Below are 22,381 nucleotides of genomic sequence, written 5' to 3'. Positions count from 1 at the left end.
TAATACGTTTTTTAATGGGGGAATACTGTGGTGTTGCCCCATGTTTTATTTGTTTTTGGAGAGCCAGAATGACGAGTAACCTGAATTGGTGGAAAGGTGGGATTATTTATCAAATTTACCCACGCAGCTTTATGGATGCCAATGGTGATGGCATAGGAGATCTTGTCGGTATTACAAGTAAGCTGGATTATGTTGCTTCCCTTGGTGTCGATGCGATTTGGCTCTCGCCTATCTTTACGTCGCCAATGAAAGATTTTGGCTACGATGTATCAGACTATTGCGATATCGATCCCATGTTTGGTTCGTTGGCAGATTTTAAAGTACTGGTTGATCGCGCCCATGAGTTGGGGTTAAAAGTGATGATCGATCAGGTGATAAGTCATTCCGCTGATGTTCATCCTTGGTTCGAAGAAAGTCGTCAGGATAAAACCAATCCAAAAGCGGATTGGTATGTATGGTCTGATCCGAAACCGGATGGCTCTCCACCAAATAACTGGTTGTCTATTTTTGGTGGCAGTGCTTGGAAATGGGACAGCCGTCGTTTGCAGTATTATTTGCATAACTTCTTAGAATCTCAGCCAGATTTTAACTTCCATAACCCTGAAGTTCGTCAGGCTCATTTGGATAACATGCGTTTTTGGTTAGAGCTTGGTGTTGATGGTTTCCGTTTGGATACGGTGAATTTCTACTTCCATAGCCAAGGTTTGGAAGACAATCCACCAGTGCCTGCTGGGGAGCCAAAAACCATGGGGGCACCACATGATAATCCTTATACTTATCAGCGACATGTGTATGATTTAAGCCGCCCAGAAAACTTGGATTTCTTAAAAGACTTACGCGCTATGATGGACGAGTTTCCTGGTAGCACTATGGTGGGTGAGATCGGCGATGATTTCCCTTTGAAGCGTATGGCGGAATACACATCGGGTGGCGATAAGCTGCACATGGCGTACACCTTCGATTTTTTGAATAAGCCACATTCGCCAGAATACATCCGTACAACCTTGGCGGATATGAATAATATTGTCGGTGATGGTTGGCCGTGTTGGGCACTATCTAACCACGACGTCGTGCGTTCACGTACGCGTTGGGGAGCGGAAGAAGATGGTAAAGCGTATCCCTTAGTTGCGATGGCATTGATTTTGTCTTTACGTGGCAGTGTTTGTTTGTATCAAGGAGAAGAGCTGGGTCTACCTGAAGCTGATGTACCGTTCGAACGTATTCAAGACCCTTATGGCATTCCATTATGGCCTGTGTTTAAAGGCCGTGATGGTTGTCGTACGCCGATGGTATGGGATAAATCAGCATTGGGTGGCTTTTCTACCGTTGAGCCTTGGTTGCCCGTTGATAAAAACCATTTAGCATTGAGTGTTGCTGAGCAAGAAGCGAATCCAGATGCCTTGTTGCATAAAGTGCGTCAGTTGATTCATTGGCGTCAACAGCAACCCGCTCTGGTGAATGGCGAACTGTCTCAGCAGGATGTAGGCAATGAACAGCTTATTGGTTTAGTACGTGAATACGACGGTGAGCGTCTTCTTGTGATATTAAATATGACAGGTGAAACACAGCAAGCCGTTATAAAGAATGACATCAAGGATGTGCTACAGGGGCATGGATTTGAGTCGGCGTTGGAAGGTCAGGCATTGACTTTACCCGCTTACCAAGCGTTCTACGCTCGGCTTTCTTAAGCATTGTTGCACAATTTATTGAGCTTTGTGTTTTCAAACCGATTTACGTTTGCGTCAATCGGTTTGAATATCGAAGCTCTTTGTTTGGGTATGAGTGGTTAGTATGACAAAAAATATAAAAAAACTGACTTTAAAGGATGTTGCTGAACGATTAGAAGTGTCTACGGCAACTATTTCTAACGCCTTTAATCGACCTGACCAACTGTCAGCGAGCCTACGAGAAAATATTCTCAGTGAGTGTGAAAAAATGGGCTATTTTGGCCCTAATGCTGCGGCTCGTAGTTTGCGTACAGGAAGAACAGGAATCGTTGGTATAGTGCTGTCTGATGACCTGAGTTACAGCCTAACTGACCCTGTTGCGAATCAGTTTTTAAAAGGCATGGCTGAAGTATTTGAAGCCAATGAATACAACATGTTGCTGCTGTCTTCTGATCAAGTTGAACAGGATGCCCAGAGTCGTATGCAATCGTCTATGGTGGATGGGTTTATTGTGTATGGACATAAACCGCAGCAATGTATTAATGCGCCTTGGTTGATGCCTAATAAAAACATTATCACCGTAGACAGTTTTATCCCTGGAACGACCTCCGTTAACATTGAAAATCATAGTGGTGCTTATCGAATTGCTAGCCATGCTTTGCAACATAAACCCGAAGCGGTGGCGATTTTAGGCTTGAGTTTGTTGGCGACTGATCGCGTATGTAGGATTCGAGAAGATGAATTGTTTGATCGTGCGGCATCTATTTCGATTCAACGCTTACATGGCTATTTTCAAGCTCTAGAGGAAAACCAATTATCTGTTGCGCCAGAGCATATTTGGAACATACCTGAAAACAGTCATCGACTTGCTTATCAAGCCGCTCGTGAGGCGTTGACTATGGCGAAACGTCCTCAATTGTTGTTATGTATGAGCGATTGTATTGCGATTGCTGCGGTTCAAGCGGCTTTGCATATGGGGCTTAGAGTGCCAGAAGACCTTCAAGTGGTAGGGTTTGATGGCATTGCAGAAAGTGCCAATATTCATCCGTCCATTACCACAATACATCAACACACGGTAGAAAAAGGACGAGTTGCTGCCGAAGTGTTTTTAGGCTTAAGAGAAGCAAAAGATGTGGTACTTGAAACGGAATTGGTGATTCGTGAAAGCTGCCCTTCGGCACTTGAGTCTGTGGTTGTAGAGCCTGCAATCGCTTAAGGTGCTATGCAGGCTACATCAATCAGATCCAATAATTTGAAATCTCAGCAGTGGGATCCAGATGGTAAGAGATTTGCGCTTGTAGTAGTTCCGCAGACGACAACGCATCTGTAAGCGCATGGTGCGCTTTATAGCGTGGTAGTTTATAGCGTTGTCGGCAAGCGTCTAGGCGCAATGAGGGCTGTTTGCCAAAGCGTTTCCACCAAGGTTTAAATGTTGCCTGACGTTCAATATCCATCGTATCTAGCACCGGAAAGTACAGCGGATAACCGTATATTTTCATTGAAGCTTCGAGCAAGAATTGTCTTTCGATGGCGACACAATGAACCACGACTACCTGATGAGCTAATGCCACTAAAATCTCATCTAAAATCGCATGAAGACGTGGTGCTTCAGCTAACTCGGTATGTGTGATTTCATGAATAGTGACAGACTCAGCATTGAGTGACCGTTCTGGCTTTGCCATCCAGTATTGAGCGCCCTGACAGCGAATGGTTTTGTTCGTCAGTGGAATTAAGCCAAGACTGATGATTTCGTCTTGGCTTGGGTCAAGCCCCGTAGTTTCTAAGTCCAAAGCCAATAGAGGCGTATCTTCCAATGCCGTGTCGGGGGCAATCATTCCTGCCTGATAATACTGCTTTAGTGGACCTTCCGGTGCTTCTTCTGCCCACTCAGAAAACATGGCTTGCCAATCTTGCTGCTCTTCTTTTGGGTGTTTTAGTATTAACTTACTCATTTAGCTACGTTTCCCTGCATAGCGGAATTTAATAAATTCCTGCTGGCGTGAAACAATATGAAAAGCATCTCGAAGATTACGTTTTTCAAGAGACGACAGGTGTTCTGGGTTAACGTGATTGTTAGGTGTTTCTTCGGCTTCAATTTGATCTTTTTGATTGCGAATACGTACCATACCAATCATTTCGAGTGCGATTGCTAAGTCTTTTGCTCTGCCTTCCTGCAATAAGCCAGCGGCTTCTATGTCTTCAATGCGTTCTAGGGTATTGAGTTTATCGCTACCACAGGCAAGAGCGTGCACACGAACAATATCTATGATTGGCGCGATGCCTCTTTCTTTTAAGTTAAAAGTACGTGACTGCTTGCCTTCACCATCTAAAACAAATTGTCTAAAGAAGCCTAAAGGTGGTTTACGTTGATTGGCGTTTCTTGCCATATCGGTTAAAAAGCCCGAATGCTGCTTGGCTTGTTGACGTATATGTTGATTGAGTTGTACCGCTAGATTTTTGTCTCCATAGATACCGCGTAGATCAAAAAAGATAGAGAGACGAAGTAAAGCTTCAGCCTTGGGCTTTTGTATCCATTCACTGAAATTATCCTTCCAGACACTCAGTGGTTGGCGCCAGCGAGGGTTCGAGGCCATGATATCGCCAGAACATAAGTCATAACCACATTCATCAAGGTTACGGCAGACCCAATCCGTTAGTGCTTCAAAATAGTCGCCATGTAATTTTTTATTATATTTGTCACTCAAAATAAGCGCGTTATCTTGATCGGTTTTGATGGTTTGTTCTTCTCTTGCTTGGGAACCAAGTGCAATAAAGCAATAGGGAACAGGTGGTGGTCCGAACTTTTCTTCCGCTAGTTGTAAAAGGCGTTTGGCGAAGGCTGTACCTATATGCGACATGGCGTTACCAATCATCTGAGTATTGGCATCAGCAAAAACCAGTTGTGTAAAAGTATGAGTCATTTTTAGACTAATGCTTTTCAAGCCTTCAATGCTGGTTTGCTTATAAATATCACTGATTAGATACACACTGCCGTGGCTTTCTTTTTGAATGATGTCACCAGTGCTGACAACTCCGATAGGACGACCATGTTTTACAATAGGGATGTGGTGTACATTTCGTTCCATCATTTTAAGCACGGCTTCAGATGCATAGTCGCCGCTGTCCATAATGATTGGATCACGGGTCATAATTTCTGAGATAGAAGTATCGTAGTCAAGGCCTTCAGCCACTGCGCGAGTACGTAAATCTCGGTCTGTGACAATACCGATAAGCTCATCATTGTCGGTAATAAGAAGACTGGACACTCTGTGTTCTGTCATGATTTTTGCCGCAGTACGTATATTCGAGCCAATATCAGCACTAATAGGAGGCCTTCTCAATAAGCTGATAACTGGGCAGGTCATTAAGGAGACGTCTGAGTTTTGAGACTCCATCGCGGCGCGTAAGCGTACTTCACGAGCCAGTTCAAAAAAGTCAGAAAAAATATCGTTTTCTTCATATAGCTTAAGAAACCATCGAGCAGGAATACAATACAATAAACTGTCTTCGATGGTTCGCATGGACTGTGAGGACTTACCGCCACGTAATAGGGAATAGTAACCAAATAATTCCCCTTCGTTCATGCGTCGAATTAACTTATTTTCTTTGCTAAGCACTTCCAATGCACCGCTGCGAATAAAAAAAAGCGTATTATTCGGCATACTAGGAGCAATCACCCACTCACCAGAACGAACATATCTAATCTCGATCTCTTTCGTCATGTCGTTGAGCTGAGGATCATCAGCAATTTCATTAAATGGCGGATGCTGACAAAGAGCCTCAAGTATTTCTGTTAATTCGACATCCATTGTACCCTTCCTGATATATTTAAATTTATTGAAGCAAAGGCGTCGCTATTGTGATGCCACCTAAAATCAGGAACAGCATACAAGCAAGCTTTCGAGTAAGGTCTGGATTGATTCTATCCATTATCCAATTTCCTGCGAATACCACAGGAACATTGGCTAACATCATACCTATTGTTGAGCCTAGCAAGACCATCCAAACACTGCCATAGTGCGCACCTAACAAAACCGTAGCAATTTGAGTTTTATCGCCAATTTCCGCCAGAAAGAAAAGCACGAAGGTAGCGGTGAACGCGCCATATTTCATGACATTGTTTTCTTCACTGTCGTCTTTGTCTGGAATCAATAGCCATAGGCCAACAGCAATAAAACTTAACCCCACTACCCAGCTGATAAGGCTTTCGGGAATCCATTGAGCAACTTCAACGCCAAGCCAAGCTGATAAAGCATGGTTGAGTAATGTTGCAGCAAGAATACCGAGAACGATAGAAGACTTGGAGGCGAAACGGGTCGCAAGGAATAACGCTAAAAGTTGGGTTTTATCGCCCATTTCCGCAAGAGCAACGGTGGAGATAGAAGTGAATAATGCTTCCATGTGATAGTCCTAGGTGGGCAATAAACGAAAGACAACGAACCTGAGCCCACCTGAGCCAAGTCATTGTCTTAAGTCTCATCAACCCTGTCGCTTATCCGATCAGGACTTCTTTGCCACGAGCTTGAGGCTCGATTATGTTGACAAAGAATCTTTGCAGTGCAAAGAAGATTACTCCCCTAAGAGGACGCTGATATTAAAGTATTTGCTAAAAGAAAACAACGCGAACACCGTGTGTGGTTGTTCGCGTTGTTTTTTTATCGTTATGGACTGTTACTCAGTCACAAAAACCGATACTTATTTATACAGATGCATATCGCTATGCAAGCCTTTCCACAAGCTAACGCACATGATCAACATGAGTAAGGTAAATGGTAGGCCAATGGTAATGGCTGCTGCTTGAATTGCACCAAGTGCTTCAGAACCGCCGCCAATTAATAGCGCGATTGCGATGATACCTTCAAGAACCGCCCAGAAAACTCGCTGAATCATTGGGGCATCGGTTTTACCGCCAGCGGTAATACCATCGATTACCAAAGAGCCAGAGTCAGATGATGTCACAAAGAATACCAATACCAGAATGATACCGATGAAGGAAATCACAGAGGTCATTGGTAGGTTTGCAAACATTTGGAACATAGCTAGAGAAGAATCAGAGATGCCATTGGCTAATGCGCCAATACCATTTGCGGATTGATCTAGAGCAGACCCACCAAAAATAGCCATCCATACTAGAGAAACGATTGTTGGAACAAGTAACACGGCAACAATGAATTCACGAACAGTACGACCACGAGAAACGCGAGCGATAAACATACCAACAAATGGTGACCAAGAGATCCACCAAGCCCAGTAGAATACAGTCCAGCCATGGTAGAAAGTTGTGTCGTCACGACCAATCCAGTTACTTAGTGGAATGATGTACTCAACATAGTTAAGGAAGTAAGAACCGATAGCGGCAAAGATGGCGCCTGTGTTACCAACAATGACGATGAAGATGGCCAATACCGCAGCAATAATCATATTGACGTTAGAAAGAAGTTTTACACCGCCTTCAAGGCCACGTGCTACAGAGAAAATCGCAACCGCAGTCACACCACAGATAACCAAAATTTGTGTTGTGAGGGTGTTCGGAATATCAAACAAGAAGTGAAGACCACTCGTTGCTTGAAGTGCGCCAAAACCGAGTGATGTTGCCAAACCAAAGATAGTTGCAATAACCGAAACAACGTCGATTACGTGACCAATTCCGCCCCAAACTTTTTCGCCAAATAATGGATAGAAAGCAGAACGAATGGTAAGAGGTAAACCTTTGTTATAAGCAAAGAAAGCCAAAGATAGACCAACAACAGCATAAATAGCCCAAGGATGAAGACCCCAATGGAACATGGTTGCGCCCATTGCTAAGTCTCTTGCTTCTGGTGTGTTCTTCGCTACATCAAATGGCGTTCCGTACCAACCGGTATAGTAAGCCACTGGCTCTGCTACACTCCAGAACATCAAGCCAATCCCCATGCCTGCTGCAAAAAGCATAGAAAACCATGTGATAGTGGAGTGATCGGATTTGGCTTCAGTGCCACCAAGGCGAATTTTGCCAAGAGGAAGAAGGATAAGAATCAAACAAAATAGGACAAAAATATTACCAGCAACCATAAAGAACCAGTCAAAATTATTGATTGACCAGTTTTTTGCGCCAGACAATACTTTGCTTGCATCAGCAGGGAACAAGATACTGCCAATGATGAAAGCAAAGATGATAATAGCGCTGGTACTAAATACTGGATTTAGTACGTCAAGACCAAGAAACTTAATGTTATCTTGGCCCACCTTATACGACGTATTGTATTCTGCCCGACCATTGTCAGGTACTTTATTACTCATAAACATTCTCCCGAATTAGTTAAAACTTTCCCCGAGACCTTTGTTATAGTGCTGTGCTCATTAAAAAGGTCTGTTCTAATCTTTATTAAATGAAAATCGACATGAGCGCCTTAGTGACACAAGCCCGCTACTTAACCCTAAAAGAATTATTAATATACGATTGTTCCTAATGCGACGTTTTTTGTCCTCTTTTTCACAATCTATGCATAATCTATCTGGCATATATGTCCATGCGAATAAGCCCATTTCCAATTCCTTATTAGAGAAAGAATGGCATGTCGAGTTAGAACTAAATGGTGGACTATTTCTCTTGATTAAAAAGATAATTTTGTTAACTAGAACAAGAAAGGCCGTCGAAGACAGCCTCGCTTATACTTAACGCGCTAAGGGTTACATCAAAATACTTAGATGTCAAATTATAGTAAATAAATTGATGTGTTAAGGAAGGAATAATTCAAGCAATTCGTTGAGGAATAGTTTGCCTTTTTCGGTTGTTTCGATGCATTGATTTTTCCATTTATCAGCATCTAATAGGCCTTGTTTTATGGCTATTTCGCAGGATTTTAGTAGTGAATTTGGTACTTTTTGATAGGTGTATCGCTCGTAGTCCTTTAAATCAAAGGTTTCAAACAAGCGCAGTCTATTCATCATAAATTCGAGGGGTAAGTCTTCTTGCTCGATGGTTTCTTTGATGACTAAGGCTTCAGGCAAGTTGCTTAAGTAATGATTTGGATGGCGGGTCTTTCGTGTACGAAATATTTGACCATTAATCAATGTGATCTTGCCGTGAGCCCCGGCACCAATACCAATGTAATCCCCGAAGCGCCAATAGTTAAGGTTGTGTGCGGCTTGTCGGTTTTCTTTGGAGTTTGCGGATACTTCGTATTGCGCATATCCATTCTTGGCGAGTAGGTCTTGACCAGCATCCTGAATGCCCCACAAGGTGTTGTCTTCTGGCAGCGTTGGAGGGCGGCGATAAAACTCAGTATTGGGTTCAATCGTTAATTGATACCAAGACAAATGCTCAGGGTTCAATTCGATAGCGAGAGACAAGTCTTCCAGTGCCATTTCCAAGCTCTGGTCTGGCAGGCCATGCATCAAATCGAGGTTGATATTGTCAAAGCCAGCGGCTCTAGACTTATCCACAGCGTGTATTGCTTCTTCGCGGTTGTGGATTCTTCCTAGGGTTTTCAACAGGTTTGGCTGGAAACTTTGGATGCCAATCGACAAACGATTAATACCAGCTTGACGAAAATGACGAAATTTCTCCTGCTCAAAGGTGCCTGGGTTGGCTTCCATGGTAATTTCAGCCTCTTTTGCCCAGGTTAGCTTCTGTCGTAGCGCATCCATTAAGCGGTAATAGAAATCTTCGCTCATTAAGCTTGGAGTACCACCGCCTATAAAAGCCGTTTGAATTTCTCTGCCAGCCACATAAGGTAAATCCACGTCTAGATCAGCGAGAAGTTGAGTCAAATAGGCGTCTTCTGGCAGCTTGCCATTGTCTTCAAAGCGGTCTGCTTGATGGGAATTGAAGTCGCAATACGGGCACTTACGCACACACCAAGGTAAATGGATATAAAGACTCAGTGGTGGTAGTTGTGTGCTCAAAATGGCTTACCTTGTTGAGACTGCTGGAAGCTAGCAAAAAGTTGTTTTAGCGCTTTTGCTCGATGACTAATCTGGTTCTTCACCTCTTTTGGCAGGCTAGCCGCGCTGCAAGCGCATTCAGGAACATAGAAGATAGGATCATAACCAAAGCCTTCTTGGCCTTCTGTTGAGGTCAAAATGCGGCCTTCCCACACACCATGAAAGACTTGAGGTGTTGGGTCGTCTTTGTGGCGCATATAAGCTAAGACGCAATGAAAGCGCGCTGTACGTTCCAGCTCAGGCACGCCTTCTAATTTTTCCAATAGCAGTGTGTTATTGGCGTCATTATCGCCATGCTCGCCAGCAAAACGTGCCGAGTAAATACCCGGTGCGCCATCAAGATAATCCACTTCAATACCTGAATCATCCGCCAAAGCTGGCAATCCTGTATGAGCACAGGCATTACGCGCTTTCAAAATAGCGTTTTCAATAAAGCTTAGACCGGTTTCTTCGGCTTCTTCGACGTTGAATTCACTTTGAGGTTTAACATCAATGCCCATTTCACCCAGTAACGCATTGAATTCTTTGATTTTTCCTACATTGTTGCTAGCAAGTACGATGGTTTTGTTCATCGGTATTTCCCTTGTTTCTTAAAACAAAGGCGGCTGATTCGCCGCCTTGTTGTCGTATTGATCGTTTGATTTAGGTGGCTCGTGCTTTAACGGCTGATATGAAAAATCGCCGTTTCACTGAATAGGTTTGGCATGGAGCGAATCCACCAATGGTCTTTTAGTTGGCCATCCACCGCTGCCCAGCGCAGTACCTTGATGTTTTTCTCGCGGCATAAGCGTTCAAAATCTTGGAAGGTGAAAAAGTGAATGTTTGGCGTGTCATACCAGTTGTATGGCAAGAAATCCGATACTGGCATTCTGCCTTTAAGGGCCAAATGCAAACGGCTGCGCCAATGACCGAAGTTCGGGAAAGTGATGATGCATTCTTTGCCGATCCGCAGCATTTCGTCGATCAATAAATCAGGACGACGGAATTGTTGCAAGGCGTGTGTCATGAGCACCAAGTCAAAGCTTTGGTCACCGAAATTTTGCAAACCTTCATCGATGTTTTGTTCAAGAACAGGGATGCCTTTTTCGATACAAGTGTTTAAGTCCTCATGGCCGATTTCCAAGCCATAGCCATTCACTTGTTTGTTTTGAATAAGGTGATGAAGCAATTCGCCAGGACCACAAGCCAAATCGAGCACTCGAATATTGGGTTGAACCCATTCATCGATCATTTCTAAATCAGAGCGCATTATTTGACCTCCGTTGTAAGGCTATTAGCAACACGGGTTAAGAAGGTGTTTAGCACGGCCATGTAGCGAGGAATTGGGAATAAAAAGGCGTCATGACCTTCTGTTGCTTCTATTTTTGCGTAGGAAACCGGCTTGCCAGCTTTTACTAAAGCATTGACGATTTCTTCACTGCGTTCAGGTGCGAAGCGCCAGTCCGTGGTAAAGGAAACCAAGAGGAACTCACATTGCGCACGGCTCAGTACCGCAGAAAGATCACCATTGGTTTGCGATGCCGGATCAAAGTAATCCAGCGCCTTCGTCATCAACATATAAGTGTTAGCGTCAAAGCGTTTCGTAAAGGCTTCGCCTTGGTAACGTAGGTAGCTTTCTACTTCAAATTCAATACCGTAATTATATTGGTAGCTATCATGGCGCCTCTGACGACCAAATTTCGCCCCCATGGCATCGTCTGAAAGGTAGGTGATGTGTCCTAACATGCGAGCCAAGCCAAGACCGTTGGTTGGTACCGAGTTATTTTCTATGTAATTACCATCAAAAAAGTCTGGGTCACGACGAATCGACTGACGAGCCACTTCGTTGAAGGCTATATTTTGTGTGGATAATTTCGGAGCGGAAGCGACAATGACGGCCGATTTCAAACGAGTAGGGAAGCGGATGCTCCACTCCAGTACCTGCATGCCACCTAAGCTGCCGCCCACAATCGCCGCGAAAGTCTGAATCCCTAACAAGTCCGCTAAACGGGCTTGGCTTTCGACCCAGTCTTCGACCGTGACAATTGGGAAGCTGGCTTCCCAGCGTTGCCCTGTTTCTGGGTTGATGCTGGTTGGCCCAGTTGACCCACAGCAGCCGCCTAAGTTATTAAGAGAAATAACAAAAAACTTATTGGTATCAATGGCTTTGCCTGGGCCTATTGCAGAATCCCACCAACCAGGTTTGCTATCTGACATGGCATGATAGCCCGCTGCATGATGGTCTCCGCTCAGTGCGTGACAAATTAATACCGCGTTTGAGGCATCTTGATTTAGTGTGCCATACGTCTCGTAAATCAACTGGTACGATGACAAGGATTGTCCGCAGGAAAGCGCCAATGGTGTGTCGAATTGCGCAATCTGTGGCGTAACAATACCAACAGAGTCGGCTGGAATGACGTCCGGCATAGGTGTGTTCTTATCCTAAAGTAAAGTCCTAAAGAAAGTACTCGAATTCCCGTGCAGAAACGTGGGAAGGGTCATCGATGAAAGATGTTACACAGTCTAGCGTTTGTGATAAGTGTCATCAAGTAGGAGATAGCGCCATCGCTTATGCAATAGCGCTAATAAGGAATGAAGGGAATTAAACGAGAGTAAACACTTGGGTTTTAACGGCCAGTTGTGCGGAAAGCTTATTAATTTGCTGAGTTTTGTCCGCTAAAATATCGATGGAACGAGTATCTTCATTTAACTGTTGAGCAATTTGCTCCATTTCTGTACTCATCTGAATAGCGGTACTAGCAACCTCTTGTATTGCATTGGCCATTGAGTCGGTAGATTGCGAACTCGTTAAAGCATTGTTTTCAATATCTCGCATGGCTTCCTCGGCTTTTCCACCGTTTTCACTAATAATTTTTAAGTTGTTTTGACCACTTTCCATGGTAGTGATTGCGGTTTGAGTAGACTGCTGAATGGTGTTTACAATATCGGTGATTTTCGAGGTGGCATCGACTGTTTTCTCTGCCAAAGCCCGAACTTCATCCGCGACGACAGAAAAACCACGTCCCGCTTCACCTGCACGAGCGGCTTCTATAGCCGCATTAAGGGCAAGTAGGTTGGTTTGGCTGGCAAGGTCGTTAATCATGGCAATGACGCTGTCGATATTTTTGGATAAGTGACCCAATTCGTCGAGCTGATGGCTGGTCATGTTTACAATTTTGACAGTATCAGAAATGCTATTAAGCACGGTTTTTATTGTATCTGCGCCAGATTTTGCTGATTGGTAAGTACCATTTGAGTGCGTTTGTAGAGTGTTTGTTGTATTGGAAAGTACGGTTAAACGGCCAGATATTTCGTCGGTTGCACTGGCTAGTGAATGGGTTCGTTGGTTCACCATATGATTACTGCTAGCAATGCTGCTGATGGTGTTGTTCAGATCCGTTGACATGGTACTGAAATTGTTTGTGGTGGATACTACATCTTTAAGTACATCGCCTAATCCGCTAGTCATTTCATTTAATGACTGGCTTAACTGATCAAACTCATCGTTGCGTTTTGTATTGACCGAGGCTTTTGACGACATATCGCCTTTTTTGACTTTGTTTAAGTCATTAATGATGTGGTGAAGTGTGCTGTTTACGTTGCGGCCTATTGCGATCATCAATAGGGTTGCGGCTACAATAACGGCAATACTGACTCCAAGTAACGTGGCATTTGCTTGTGCAGAGCTTTTGACGGCGCTTGCTTCTGCCTCAAGTACTTCGCTTTCTATTAATTGGTTGGTTTCCTGTTGGCGATCAGTGAAGCGCTTTTTCTGTTCTGTAAATGCCGCTTCGGTTTCCGTTAGAGATTGGTGGGCTTTGCCATACTGAATCAGTGTATCTCTATAAGTATTCGCTTTTACTCCGAAGGTATCTTGGAAACCGAAATTGATAATACGGTTATCAAAGCGACCAAAGCTGGTCATGAAGGCATCGAGGTTGTCACTGGTTGGGTCTGCCAAATAATCTGATTCTGCTTTACGGACATTGGTGAATTCGCGCCTTAAGAGACTGAGTTTTTTAATATCATTGCTTATATCGGCCCCCATTTTATCGACGTCACCACGTAGTCCTGAAGACGAGTTAAAGCCAACAATCGCGTGTTTATCCGTTAGTGCGATAAGTGCTAGGTTGTAATTATTAATTTCTTTTAGGTTTTCCGCGAGAATGTCTTTTAATTCTTGGTTACTGGCTTTTTCAATATTGCTTTGTTCGACAATAGCGTTTTGTTCTATCTGATTTTTTGCGTTAGCAATGAATTCATTGTAGTTATCAACAGAAACTGATCTAAGGCTATCAGCCATTTCGAGCATTTGGATGCTGAGTTGGTCATTGGAGGTTTGAATCTTTGATAGGGTTCGTAGTTCATCGTTGGCTTTTTGCTGGGAAGCTAATCCTCCAATCGCAACAAAGGTGACAATGATGAACCCAAGAACAGCAGTAACCAGAAGTAGTAATAGCTTTGTTTTAAAAGATAAGTTTGTCAGCATAAAGACCTTCTTGCTCGCAACAGCATTTAAGATATGTGCACATAATTAGCACGCATACTGTTTGGCTATGCAAACATCGTGCTCAAAATGTCGTCATTGTTATGACTATCTCGCGTGAGTTATGAGGGAATTTAACTGCTTTTTTTTGGTGCAAAATACAGGGTGCAGCAAAGGAGGAAAGCCCTGTTTTGGTCAGGGCTCTTACACTTCTTAGTGGTTATGCTTGGTTTACTTCAAACAAACGGTAGACTAGCTGGCCAGCTGTTTTTTCTTTAATTAAAGACCAATGAGTTGGAAGCGTCGGGAGAGTGGCTTCTTTTTCCATTTCAATGTAGACATGAGCCCGTGTTGCTAACCAACCTTTTTCAAGTAACGGAATAATTTTTTCTAGCCAGCCTTTTCTAAAAGGAGGGTCTAAGAACACAAGGTCTAATGCGTGTGGTGTGGTGGTGTTGAGAAAGTCGGCTGCATTTTGAGCAATGACATTTGCATTTGTGGCACCTAGTGTCGCTAAGTTTTTATTCATCTGCTGAGAGACAACGCGAGAATTATCGACAAAAGTTACGTGTTTCGCTCCCCTTGACAAGGCTTCCAGACCTAACGCTCCTGATCCACAAAATAAGTCACCACAAATTGCACTAGGGATATAAGGGTTTATCCAATTAAATAGGGTTTCGCGGACCCTATCTGGTGTGGGTCTTAATCCTTCAATATCAGGAATCGGTAATTGGCGAGAGCGCCATTCACCAGCAATGATTCTTAGTTTTGACGCTTTCGCTTTGCTTTTGTTGGAGGCATTGTTTAACGCATTCTTTTTCATTGATAGACCTGAATCTCTTGGTAGGAGGAGGGTTTTAAAAGATGTTTTAGAGATGTTTGATAGTCTTCTATAGTAAAACTGTCGACCGCCTCTTTGTAGCCATTAGCGAACTCTTCTACTGTCAGTGCGCCATCTTCATGGGTGACCTGTGTGGCAATATAGCTCCACCAAGTTGGCGATAGCGTTTGTTGCTCGAGTTGTTGTTTAAAGTTATCTAATAATGTACCGAACGTTTCTTTGCTGTTTGCTGATGGAATTTGCTCTACAAAAACCAGACTTTTTGCATTCATAAAGCGGCTGGTATCATAGCTACCTTCGCTGATTCTTTTCGTGATGTTATCTGCGTATTGGATGTTCCATCGAGCCCAAGGGCGCTGTGGCGATAGAGTAAATGCAAGTTGCACAAAATCAATATGTTGTTGTTGGTTTAGCGTGGCAACTAAATCCGCCCCCCATATTTGTAAGCTAATCCATTCTTTTATGGAAGACACTGGCATAAGTGCAATAGCGCTTCGGGTTTGCCAAAGTTCACCTTCGTTTTGTTGAATGGTCGTGCTGACCGATTCGTAGTGGATCGCTTCTGCAGAGGCCTTTGATAATTGATAATCTTGACTGATAGTATTAATGGCGTTTTGCACGGTTTGTTTAATGTCTGGAGCCATATCACCAACAATGAAAATGGTGGCGGCTGATGACTTTAGGTTTTGGTAATAATCTGACACTTGTTTTAACGATACTTGTGTTTTTGCTGTGTCGTTTTGTTTGCTGGTTTTGTCGAAAAATAAAATGTTTTCAAGCTCATGTTGTATTGGCTGGACGGTTTTATTACGGGTTTGCCAAGCATCAAATGTACGACGTTTAAAATCTGGTTGCTTGAGCCAATTAGTTGCCAAAGAAAGAGTGGGCACTAAGTATTTAGACTCATTACTTACTGTTAAACCAATGGTTTGATTTTCATGATCATAATAGCTATTTGCGCTAGCGGCTAAGGGCGCTAACCTTTGGTTTATCGAAGCGGTACTTAATGGCAATGAGTCGCTCATCAGCATTGCTAGGGTGGTTTGAATTAAACTAATGTTGGTCGTGACTGAACGAAATGAGAAGCGGATTTCTAGCTTGTTGCTATCTTGCCATTCTGCCTGTTTTATCCAGACGACGGGAATACCTGATGTGGTTGTCCATTTTTCAATCTGCGGCGTTGGGAGTTTGCTGCTCGGAGCGGTTAAATTTAATAACCAAATTGCCAGAGTACAGAACAGCATAACAGCCGCTAGAACCGGCCGGCTGAAAAGAGGTTTGCTATCGTCGGACATAATGAACCTTGAGTGGTGCGTATTAAGATCTTTTGCTTAAAACTAAGCCTGTTTGCGAGCCAGAATGATGTTAAAATAATCGTTATTAAGTGTCCATGTATGTGGCACTGCATCTAATCATAGCATTTCACTGATGTTTACTACATCAGTCAAAACAAAGAGACCAATTTAATGGAAGTTGTTAACCAAATTATTGCTTTTTTCACACCGTATCTTGGTGAATATGCGCGTTATGTTCCGATAGTGATAGGAATACTGCTAGCGATTATTGCTTTTGTCGTGCGTCGTCGCTTTGTTAATAAAATGAATGCAGATATTGCAGCAGCCAAAAATAAGGATACAGATTTACCTGATACCTCTCAGAACGAGTCCGATTCGACAGATACTTTGGTTTCTGCTGAGCAGCCTGAAGAAGAAAGCACGACCGAGCAGGCCGAAGAAGTGCCAAATGAGCCGATTCAGCCTACATTGTCTTGGTCTCAGCGAATTAAATCTGGATTGTCTCGTACGCGTAGTGGTTTAGGCAGTGGTTTGTCATCGGTGCTTGGCGGCCATAAAAAAGTCGATGATGATCTGCTTGAAGAACTAGAAACTCAGTTATTGATGGCTGATGTTGGTATTGATGCCACACAAGCTTTGATTGGTACGCTAACCGATAAGTTAAATCGTAAAGAGCTGAAAGACTCTGCAACAGTCTTGAGCCACTTAAAAGCAGATATGGAAGGGATTCTTAGTGAATCACAACAAGTGCTTGAACCTATCAGTAAAGAGGGGCCGTTTGTTATTTTGATGGTAGGTGTAAATGGTGTTGGTAAAACCACCACCATAGGCAAACTGGCTAAAAAATATCAGGCTGAAGGTAAAAGTGTTATGTTAGCGGCGGGTGATACCTTCCGTGCAGCAGCTGTTGAGCAGCTTCAGGTTTGGGGCGAGCGTAATAATGTTCCGGTTGTGGCTCAGCATACGGGGGCGGATTCAGCCTCTGTTATCTATGACGCGATTGAGTCTGCTAAAGCAAAAGGCGTTGATATCGTCATAGCGGATACCGCTGGTCGACTACAAAACAAGGCGAATTTAATGAACGAACTGTCGAAAGTGGTTCGTGTTATGAAGAAACTTGACGAAAACGCACCACATGAAGTGATGTTGGTGTTGGACGCTGGGACTGGTCAGAATGCAATCAGTCAAGCCAAGCTGTTTTCTGAAGCCGTAGGTGTGTCTGGGATTACACTGACGAAGTTAGATGGCACAGCAAAAGGTGGTATTATTTTTGCCATTGCGAAACAGTTTGGATTGCCAATACGCTATATTGGTGTAGGTGAACAAGCCGATGATTTACGTCCTTTTGTGGCTAAAGAGTTTGTTGACGCCTTGTTTGATAGCGAATAAGTAGTGATTATACCCTTCTTCTTTCTAATTTAAGGATGCTGGATTAGCGTGGAAATCGAATTTCAACGAGTAGGCAAAAAGTATGAGAGCGGACAAGAAGCTCTGTCGCAGGTGAGTTTTCATTTGCAACAAGGTGAGATGGCTTTTCTTACTGGCCATTCGGGTGCAGGCAAAAGCACCCTAATGAAACTCATGATGATGATTGAACGCCAAACCTCGGGACAAATTTTGGTGGATGGTGTCGATTTGCGTACGTTGAGTCGTCGCGCGATACCTCAGCATAGACGTCGTGTTGGCGTTGTGTTTCAAAATCATCAGTTGTTATTAGATCGCAGTGTTTTTCATAATGTGGCCTTGCCATTACAAGTTAGCGGCGCGGATCCTCAGCAAATTGCTAAGCGAGTTCGTGCTGCATTAGATAAAGTGGGCTTACTCGATAAAGAGAAATACAATCCAATGGCCTTATCTGGTGGTGAGCAACAGCGTGTAGGTATTGCCCGAGCTGTGGTTAATAAACCGCAGCTTCTGTTAGCCGATGAACCAACAGGTAACCTAGATCCTAAATTATCAGCAGAAATTATGAACTTGTTCCAAGAGTTTAATCGTGTTGGTGTTACCGTTCTTGTTGCTAGCCATGATTTAGCTCTCGTTGCTCGCATGCGTCATCGTGTTTTGACGCTAAATCAGGGGCGAATGGTGAATGATGGAGGGTTTGGCTAAATGGCACAGAAGCCGAATCAACGCGGTGCGACTCGAGAGTCAATAAAAGGTACTAAACATCATTGGCCAACGCGCACAGAGTTTAGCCCTAGTAAGTATTTTCGTCTCCATCAAGCTACTTTAACTGAAAGCTTTATGCGATTGCTTGGTTACCCATTAGCCAGTGTGATGACGGTAATGGTGATCGCTATTGCTTTATCTTTACCGGGTGGTTTGTATGTTTTATTGAAAAATGTGCAATCTGTGACGGATCAGTGGGAACAGCAGTCGGTCATTACTCTCTATCTTTTCCCTAATCTAGAAGATACCCAAGCACTTGCTTTATCTCATCGTCTTTCAGCCCAGGCGGATATTGCGTCAGTTGAGTATATTTCGAAGGAAGAAGGGTTGCGATATTTTGAACGATCGAGCGGCTATGAGCAGATCCTATCGTCCTTACCAGAGAACCCTTTGCCAATTGTGTTGCGTGTGATACCTAAACAAACGGTCGATGTCACAACATTATCGAGCTTACAAGCCTTGCGAGACCAGTTAGCAGCTCAGAAAGAAGTCGATTATGCCGAATTAGATGCACAATGGTTACAGCGTCTTGCCAATATACTGAGTTTTGGACAGAGATTTGTTTATGCTCTGTCGGTTTTGCTGGTCGTTGCTGTCTTATTAATTGTTGGCAATACAATACGCATGGCGGTGGAAAGTCGTCGTGATGAGGTGTTGGTAATGAAGCTAGTTGGGGCAACAGATGCTTATATTAGAAGACCCTTTTTGTATATGGGGTTTTGGTTTGGCGTATTAGGCGGTTTTTTTGCTAGCCTCTGTATTCTCTTGCTTAGCTGGTGGGTTAGTGCTCCTGCTGAGCGTTTAATTGATCTTTATCAGAGCGGTTTTCAACTACAGACTTTTAATGCAGATGAGATTGTTTTATGTTTAACTATAAGCGCGTTTGTTGGTGTATTTGGCGCGTGGATTGCCGTTAATCGACATATTGCTAATATTGAATTGCAGTGACAATGAAAGGCTATAATCCGTACTAAGTTAATAGCCATGTTTTATTCACATTTATGTCACACACAAGCAAAATTTACTTGCTAGTATTTTGTCAAACAAAGTATGAACAACTACAAAGGTGGAAATAGAGATGGGTAAAGCTCTCCAGCCTACGGACATGATGATTCCAGGTCAGAACCTAGAATCTTACATTCAAGCCGTCAGCAGAATTCCGATTTTAACCGCAGACGAAGAAAAAGCGTTGGCGGAACGTCTTTATTATAAAGAAGACCTAGAGGCTGCTCGAACCTTGGTTATGTCGCACCTTAGATTTGTAGTCCATATTGCGAAAAGTTATTCTGGATACGGTTTAGCACAAGGTGATCTGATCCAAGAAGGCAACGTTGGATTGATGAAAGCCGTGAAACGTTTCAATCCAGAAGTTGGTGTTCGATTGGTCTCTTTTGCGGTTCATTGGATTAAAGCAGAAATTCATGAATTCATTCTGAAAAACTGGCGTATCGTTAAAGTGGCAACGACTAAAGCACAGCGCAAAATGTTTTTTAATTTGCGTAGCGCGAAAAAATCATTGTCTTGGTTTAGTAACTCGGAAGTGGAGTCGGTTGCTAGTGACTTAGGTGTCACACCGGAAGTCGTTCGTCAAATGGAAGGTCGTTTAAGTTCTTCCGATATGGCGTTTGATGCATCTGCGGACGATGACGATGACAGCGCTTTCCAAGCGCCTTCACAGTTCTTGGAAGACCACCGTTCTGACCCAGCGACTTTGCTTGAAAATGGCAATTGGGAAGAAGATTCTAATCAACGCTTAGAAGTTGCAATGGCTGATCTTGATGAACGTAGCCGAAATATTCTAGTGCAACGTTGGTTGTCTGATGGTAAGTCTACTTTACATGAGCTGGCCGATGAGTATGGTGTCTCTGCCGAGCGCATACGCCAACTCGAAAAGAATGCAATGAAGAAAATTCGTCTTGCCATGGGTGATGGTCAGTTCGACTGATTCTGGAACATCCAGTAAGCAAAAAGTGAGGAGCCCTCAGAGTGAGGGCTTTTTATTGTCGTTTAGTTTCCTTACTTGCTTCGAAGTTGATTACCCGGCACAAACCGCCATGTCCGAATAATTTCTAGTTTGTCCACTTCCTTTTTTAGTTCACTCGGGAAGACCTGAAATGGCTCAGCCAAGCGAACAATTCTCATCGCAGCGTCATCAAGCACCCGAACACCAGAAGAGTGCAAAACTTCAATATCATCCACATAGCCGTTTGGCAGCAAAATGACTGCTAGGCGTAGCTCTCCATAAAGATGGTTGCGCTTGGCTTCTTCTGGATAATGAATGTTGCCAATACGTTCAATTTTACGACGCCAATCGTCGAGATATTTTGCATCGACTGCGGCTTTTGCCGATACAGATGTAAGTCGGCGTATTCTAGGTCGCTTGGCGTAGGATTGACGTTGTTGATCTAACAATGCTTCTAGCGTCGCAATATCGTTCGATATATGACTTGGAATTTGGGTTTCACCACGAAACTTTTCTTCTAGTGTTTTTGGCTCGTTTTCCACATCTTTGACAACTTCAAAAGCTGCTTCTTGGTCTTTTGTGGTTAATAAGCTCGGTTCGTCAATAGGCTCAGCAGAAGCTAACTGGGGTTGAATCGGTGGAGATATTTCCTGAATAGTATCGGCTAAGAAGCGGGCTTCCTCTGTGGTGGTTAGCTTTTGTTTACGTAATTCTGTGCCACTAGCTTGTTGGTTCGCTTGGGCGATAAAGTCGGCTTCTAAAGGTGCTTTGGTTTTATGCTGAACCAGTGTTACCTCAAGAGTTTTAGGCTTAGGTGTTGGCATAGTGATATCGAAACCAACAATCATCACCATTAGCACATGAAGGCTAATGGCGATGAAAAGTGCAATAGAAAACGTATCTCTTACTCGCATTTTTATATTACTGAAGACGCGTTTCTATAGCTTCTATTAATATCATGGCGATATTTAGGTCGAATTGAGTGTCTAGTTCACGAACACAGGTTGGGCTGGTGACGTTGATTTCTGTAAGATAATCGCCGATCACATCTAAGCCAACAAACATGAGGTTTTTTTCTTTCAATGATGGGATAACTTGCTCGCAAATCCAGCGGTCACGATCAGTCAGAGGTCGACCTTCACCACGTCCGCCAGCGGCCAAATTGCCACGAGTTTCACCTGATGCAGGGATGCGGGCTAGAGCAAAAGGAACTGGCTCACCATTTACGACTAAAATACGTTTATCTCCGTCTTTAATTTCGGGGATAAATTTCTGCGCCATGATTTGTTCTGTCCCCATATTGGTAAGGGTCTCAATAATTACGCTAATGTTTGAATCATCTGGCTTGATGCGAAAAATTGAGCTGCCGCCCATGCCGTCTAGCGGCTTAAAAATCACATCGCCATGTTCTTTATGGAAGCGCTTTAACAAATCGGCACGTCTTGTTACTAACACGGGTGTGCAACACTGTGGAAATTGAGTGGCGAAAAGTTTCTCGTTGCAGTCACGCAAGCTTTTTGGGTCATTGACTACGAGTGCGCCATCTCGTTCTGCTTGCTCTAGAATCATGGTGCTGTAGACAAATTCGCTGTCAAACGGAGGGTCTTTTCGCATCAGAATGACGTCCATTTCACCCAAGGCCATTTTGGTTTCTTCACCTAGGTCGTAAAAATGGTCTGGATCTTTATAAACGTTCAATGGGCGAGCCATCGCATAGGCTTTGCCATTGTCTAAAAATAGGTCCTTCTGCTCCATATAAATGAGTTGCCAGCCTTTTTCAGCCGCCGCCCATAGCATGGCGAGTGAAGTGTCTTTTTTGTAGTTTATGGATGAAATCGGATCCATAACAATGCCGAGTTTGATAGTCATAAGGCGGTTCCCAAAGCGAAAGCACTATGTTGATGCTTTGTTTAATCTGTTAATAGGTGTTGATGCTATAGAAATATGGGGGCGCTGAGAAGAAAAAACACCCATGTTTTGTATATAACTTGGTTTGCATAAGAAAGCGACGATGTAGATGTTAGCGCTTTTCTTTAGGCAGCAAACAGCGATTGG

Annotated in this window: 19 protein-coding genes and 1 riboswitch; of the genes, 6 read left to right on the top strand and 13 right to left on the bottom strand. The window is 43.5% G+C overall.

Annotated elements, in window-relative coordinates:
- Window positions 1-68: 68 nt before the first annotated feature.
- Both C0J08_RS21625 and C0J08_RS21620 read left to right on the top strand, forming a co-directional pair.
- The gene (locus C0J08_RS21625) at window positions 69-1,688 is read left to right on the top strand and encodes an alpha-glucosidase (RefSeq protein WP_212653916.1); all 1,620 of its coding nucleotides are present in this window, start codon (window positions 69-71) and stop codon (window positions 1,686-1,688) included.
- 103 nt (window positions 1,689-1,791) lie between these two features.
- Window positions 1,792-2,883 carry a LacI family DNA-binding transcriptional regulator gene (locus C0J08_RS21620; protein WP_212653915.1) on the top strand — a complete coding sequence of 364 codons (1,092 nt, stop codon included), beginning with the start codon at window positions 1,792-1,794 and terminating at the stop codon, window positions 2,881-2,883.
- A gap of 22 nt (window positions 2,884-2,905) precedes the next feature.
- Here C0J08_RS21620 and C0J08_RS21615 read toward each other — a convergent pair whose 3' ends face one another.
- The 11 genes from C0J08_RS21615 to C0J08_RS21565 all read right to left on the bottom strand — a co-directional run bounded on the left by C0J08_RS21615 (window position 2,906) and on the right by C0J08_RS21565 (window position 16,194).
- The gene (locus tag C0J08_RS21615; RefSeq protein WP_212653914.1) at window positions 2,906-3,619 is read right to left on the bottom strand and encodes a 3'-5' exonuclease; all 714 of its coding nucleotides are present in this window, start codon (window positions 3,617-3,619) and stop codon (window positions 2,906-2,908) included.
- Window positions 3,620-5,476, bottom strand: coding sequence for a DUF294 nucleotidyltransferase-like domain-containing protein (locus tag C0J08_RS21610; RefSeq protein ID WP_212653913.1), 1,857 nt, complete (start codon window positions 5,474-5,476; stop codon window positions 3,620-3,622). It abuts the gene before it with no gap.
- 25 nt (window positions 5,477-5,501) lie between these two features.
- Window positions 5,502-6,068, bottom strand: coding sequence for a TMEM165/GDT1 family protein (locus C0J08_RS21605; RefSeq protein WP_212653912.1), 567 nt, complete (start codon window positions 6,066-6,068; stop codon window positions 5,502-5,504).
- Window positions 6,069-6,073: 5 nt separating this feature from the next.
- A riboswitch (yybP-ykoY riboswitch) is annotated at window positions 6,074-6,259 on the bottom strand.
- A gap of 103 nt (window positions 6,260-6,362) precedes the next feature.
- Window positions 6,363-7,946, bottom strand: coding sequence for a BCCT family transporter (locus C0J08_RS21600; RefSeq protein WP_212653911.1), 1,584 nt, complete (start codon window positions 7,944-7,946; stop codon window positions 6,363-6,365).
- Between the two features lie 438 nt (window positions 7,947-8,384).
- A complete protein-coding gene (gene hemW / locus C0J08_RS21595) occupies window positions 8,385-9,554 on the bottom strand; it encodes a radical SAM family heme chaperone HemW (RefSeq protein WP_212653910.1) in 1,170 nt (389 codons plus the stop codon).
- A complete protein-coding gene (gene rdgB, locus C0J08_RS21590) occupies window positions 9,551-10,165 on the bottom strand; it encodes an RdgB/HAM1 family non-canonical purine NTP pyrophosphatase (RefSeq protein WP_212653909.1) in 615 nt (204 codons plus the stop codon). The genes hemW and rdgB overlap by 4 nt, the downstream gene beginning before the upstream one ends.
- Window positions 10,166-10,251: 86 nt before the next feature.
- Window positions 10,252-10,842 (bottom strand): methionine biosynthesis protein MetW, encoded by a 591-nt coding sequence (gene metW, locus C0J08_RS21585; protein WP_212653908.1) that lies wholly within the window; start codon window positions 10,840-10,842, stop codon window positions 10,252-10,254.
- Window positions 10,842-11,999 carry a homoserine O-succinyltransferase MetX gene (metX, locus tag C0J08_RS21580; RefSeq protein WP_212653907.1) on the bottom strand — a complete coding sequence of 386 codons (1,158 nt, stop codon included), beginning with the start codon at window positions 11,997-11,999 and terminating at the stop codon, window positions 10,842-10,844. The genes metW and metX overlap by 1 nt, the downstream gene beginning before the upstream one ends.
- 175 nt (window positions 12,000-12,174) lie before the next feature.
- Window positions 12,175-14,061, bottom strand: coding sequence for a methyl-accepting chemotaxis protein (locus C0J08_RS21575; RefSeq protein WP_212653906.1), 1,887 nt, complete (start codon window positions 14,059-14,061; stop codon window positions 12,175-12,177).
- Between the two features lie 217 nt (window positions 14,062-14,278).
- Window positions 14,279-14,881, bottom strand: a complete 603-nt coding sequence (gene rsmD, locus C0J08_RS21570) for a 16S rRNA (guanine(966)-N(2))-methyltransferase RsmD (protein ID WP_212653905.1) — start codon at window positions 14,879-14,881, stop codon at window positions 14,279-14,281.
- Complete coding sequence (locus tag C0J08_RS21565; protein ID WP_212653904.1) at window positions 14,878-16,194, bottom strand: peptidase M16 family protein; 1,317 nt, start codon at window positions 16,192-16,194, stop codon at window positions 14,878-14,880. The genes rsmD and C0J08_RS21565 overlap by 4 nt, the downstream gene beginning before the upstream one ends.
- 171 nt (window positions 16,195-16,365) lie before the next feature.
- Between C0J08_RS21565 and ftsY the strand changes: the two genes are divergently transcribed.
- The 4 genes from ftsY to rpoH all read left to right on the top strand — a co-directional run bounded on the left by ftsY (window position 16,366) and on the right by rpoH (window position 20,308).
- On the top strand, window positions 16,366-17,583 hold the full coding sequence (gene ftsY / locus C0J08_RS21560) for a signal recognition particle-docking protein FtsY (protein WP_212653903.1): 1,218 nt from the start codon (window positions 16,366-16,368) through the stop codon (window positions 17,581-17,583).
- 48 nt (window positions 17,584-17,631) lie between these two features.
- Window positions 17,632-18,303, top strand: a complete 672-nt coding sequence (gene ftsE / locus C0J08_RS21555; protein ID WP_212653902.1) for a cell division ATP-binding protein FtsE — start codon at window positions 17,632-17,634, stop codon at window positions 18,301-18,303.
- Window positions 18,304-19,311, top strand: coding sequence for a permease-like cell division protein FtsX (ftsX, locus tag C0J08_RS21550; RefSeq protein WP_212653901.1), 1,008 nt, complete (start codon window positions 18,304-18,306; stop codon window positions 19,309-19,311). It begins immediately after the preceding gene.
- A gap of 130 nt (window positions 19,312-19,441) precedes the next feature.
- Complete coding sequence (gene rpoH / locus C0J08_RS21545; RefSeq protein ID WP_212653900.1) at window positions 19,442-20,308, top strand: RNA polymerase sigma factor RpoH; 867 nt, start codon at window positions 19,442-19,444, stop codon at window positions 20,306-20,308.
- Between the two features lie 71 nt (window positions 20,309-20,379).
- Here rpoH and C0J08_RS21540 read toward each other — a convergent pair whose 3' ends face one another.
- Together C0J08_RS21540 and gshB are read right to left on the bottom strand one after the other, a co-directional pair.
- Window positions 20,380-21,240 (bottom strand): energy transducer TonB, encoded by an 861-nt coding sequence (locus tag C0J08_RS21540; RefSeq protein WP_212653899.1) that lies wholly within the window; start codon window positions 21,238-21,240, stop codon window positions 20,380-20,382.
- A 7-nt stretch (window positions 21,241-21,247) separates the two neighbouring features.
- Window positions 21,248-22,195, bottom strand: a complete 948-nt coding sequence (gene gshB, locus C0J08_RS21535; protein WP_212653898.1) for a glutathione synthase — start codon at window positions 22,193-22,195, stop codon at window positions 21,248-21,250.
- Between the last annotated feature and the right edge of the window lie 186 nt (window positions 22,196-22,381).

Source organism: Marinomonas sp. CT5, from assembly GCF_018336975.1.
Classification (GTDB): domain Bacteria; phylum Pseudomonadota; class Gammaproteobacteria; order Pseudomonadales; family Marinomonadaceae; genus Marinomonas.
Note: the sequence above shows the minus strand (reverse complement) of the source record. Positions and strands in the feature narration are given on the sequence as shown.

Bases quoted from the DNA above. Each gene is read 5' to 3' on its own strand.
- C0J08_RS21540 (WP_212653899.1), bottom strand. From the start codon at position 21,240: ATGCGAGTAAGAGATACGTTTTCTATTGCACTTTTCATCGCCATTAGC.
- C0J08_RS21615 (WP_212653914.1), bottom strand. From the start codon at position 3,619: ATGAGTAAGTTAATACTAAAACACCCAAAAGAAGAGCAGCAAGATTGG.
- rpoH (WP_212653900.1), top strand. From the start codon at position 19,442: ATGGGTAAAGCTCTCCAGCCTACGGACATGATGATTCCAGGTCAGAAC.
- gshB (WP_212653898.1), bottom strand. From the start codon at position 22,195: ATGACTATCAAACTCGGCATTGTTATGGATCCGATTTCATCCATAAAC.
- rdgB (WP_212653909.1), bottom strand. From the start codon at position 10,165: ATGAACAAAACCATCGTACTTGCTAGCAACAATGTAGGAAAAATCAAA.
- ftsY (WP_212653903.1), top strand. From the start codon at position 16,366: ATGGAAGTTGTTAACCAAATTATTGCTTTTTTCACACCGTATCTTGGT.
- ftsX (WP_212653901.1), top strand. From the start codon at position 18,304: ATGGCACAGAAGCCGAATCAACGCGGTGCGACTCGAGAGTCAATAAAA.
- metX (WP_212653907.1), bottom strand. From the start codon at position 11,999: ATGCCGGACGTCATTCCAGCCGACTCTGTTGGTATTGTTACGCCACAG.
- C0J08_RS21605 (WP_212653912.1), bottom strand. From the start codon at position 6,068: ATGGAAGCATTATTCACTTCTATCTCCACCGTTGCTCTTGCGGAAATG.
- C0J08_RS21610 (WP_212653913.1), bottom strand. From the start codon at position 5,476: ATGGATGTCGAATTAACAGAAATACTTGAGGCTCTTTGTCAGCATCCG.
- C0J08_RS21620 (WP_212653915.1), top strand. From the start codon at position 1,792: ATGACAAAAAATATAAAAAAACTGACTTTAAAGGATGTTGCTGAACGA.
- C0J08_RS21600 (WP_212653911.1), bottom strand. From the start codon at position 7,946: ATGAGTAATAAAGTACCTGACAATGGTCGGGCAGAATACAATACGTCG.
- rsmD (WP_212653905.1), bottom strand. From the start codon at position 14,881: ATGAAAAAGAATGCGTTAAACAATGCCTCCAACAAAAGCAAAGCGAAA.
- C0J08_RS21625 (WP_212653916.1), top strand. From the start codon at position 69: ATGACGAGTAACCTGAATTGGTGGAAAGGTGGGATTATTTATCAAATT.
- metW (WP_212653908.1), bottom strand. From the start codon at position 10,842: ATGCGCTCTGATTTAGAAATGATCGATGAATGGGTTCAACCCAATATT.
- C0J08_RS21575 (WP_212653906.1), bottom strand. From the start codon at position 14,061: ATGCTGACAAACTTATCTTTTAAAACAAAGCTATTACTACTTCTGGTT.
- C0J08_RS21565 (WP_212653904.1), bottom strand. From the start codon at position 16,194: ATGTCCGACGATAGCAAACCTCTTTTCAGCCGGCCGGTTCTAGCGGCT.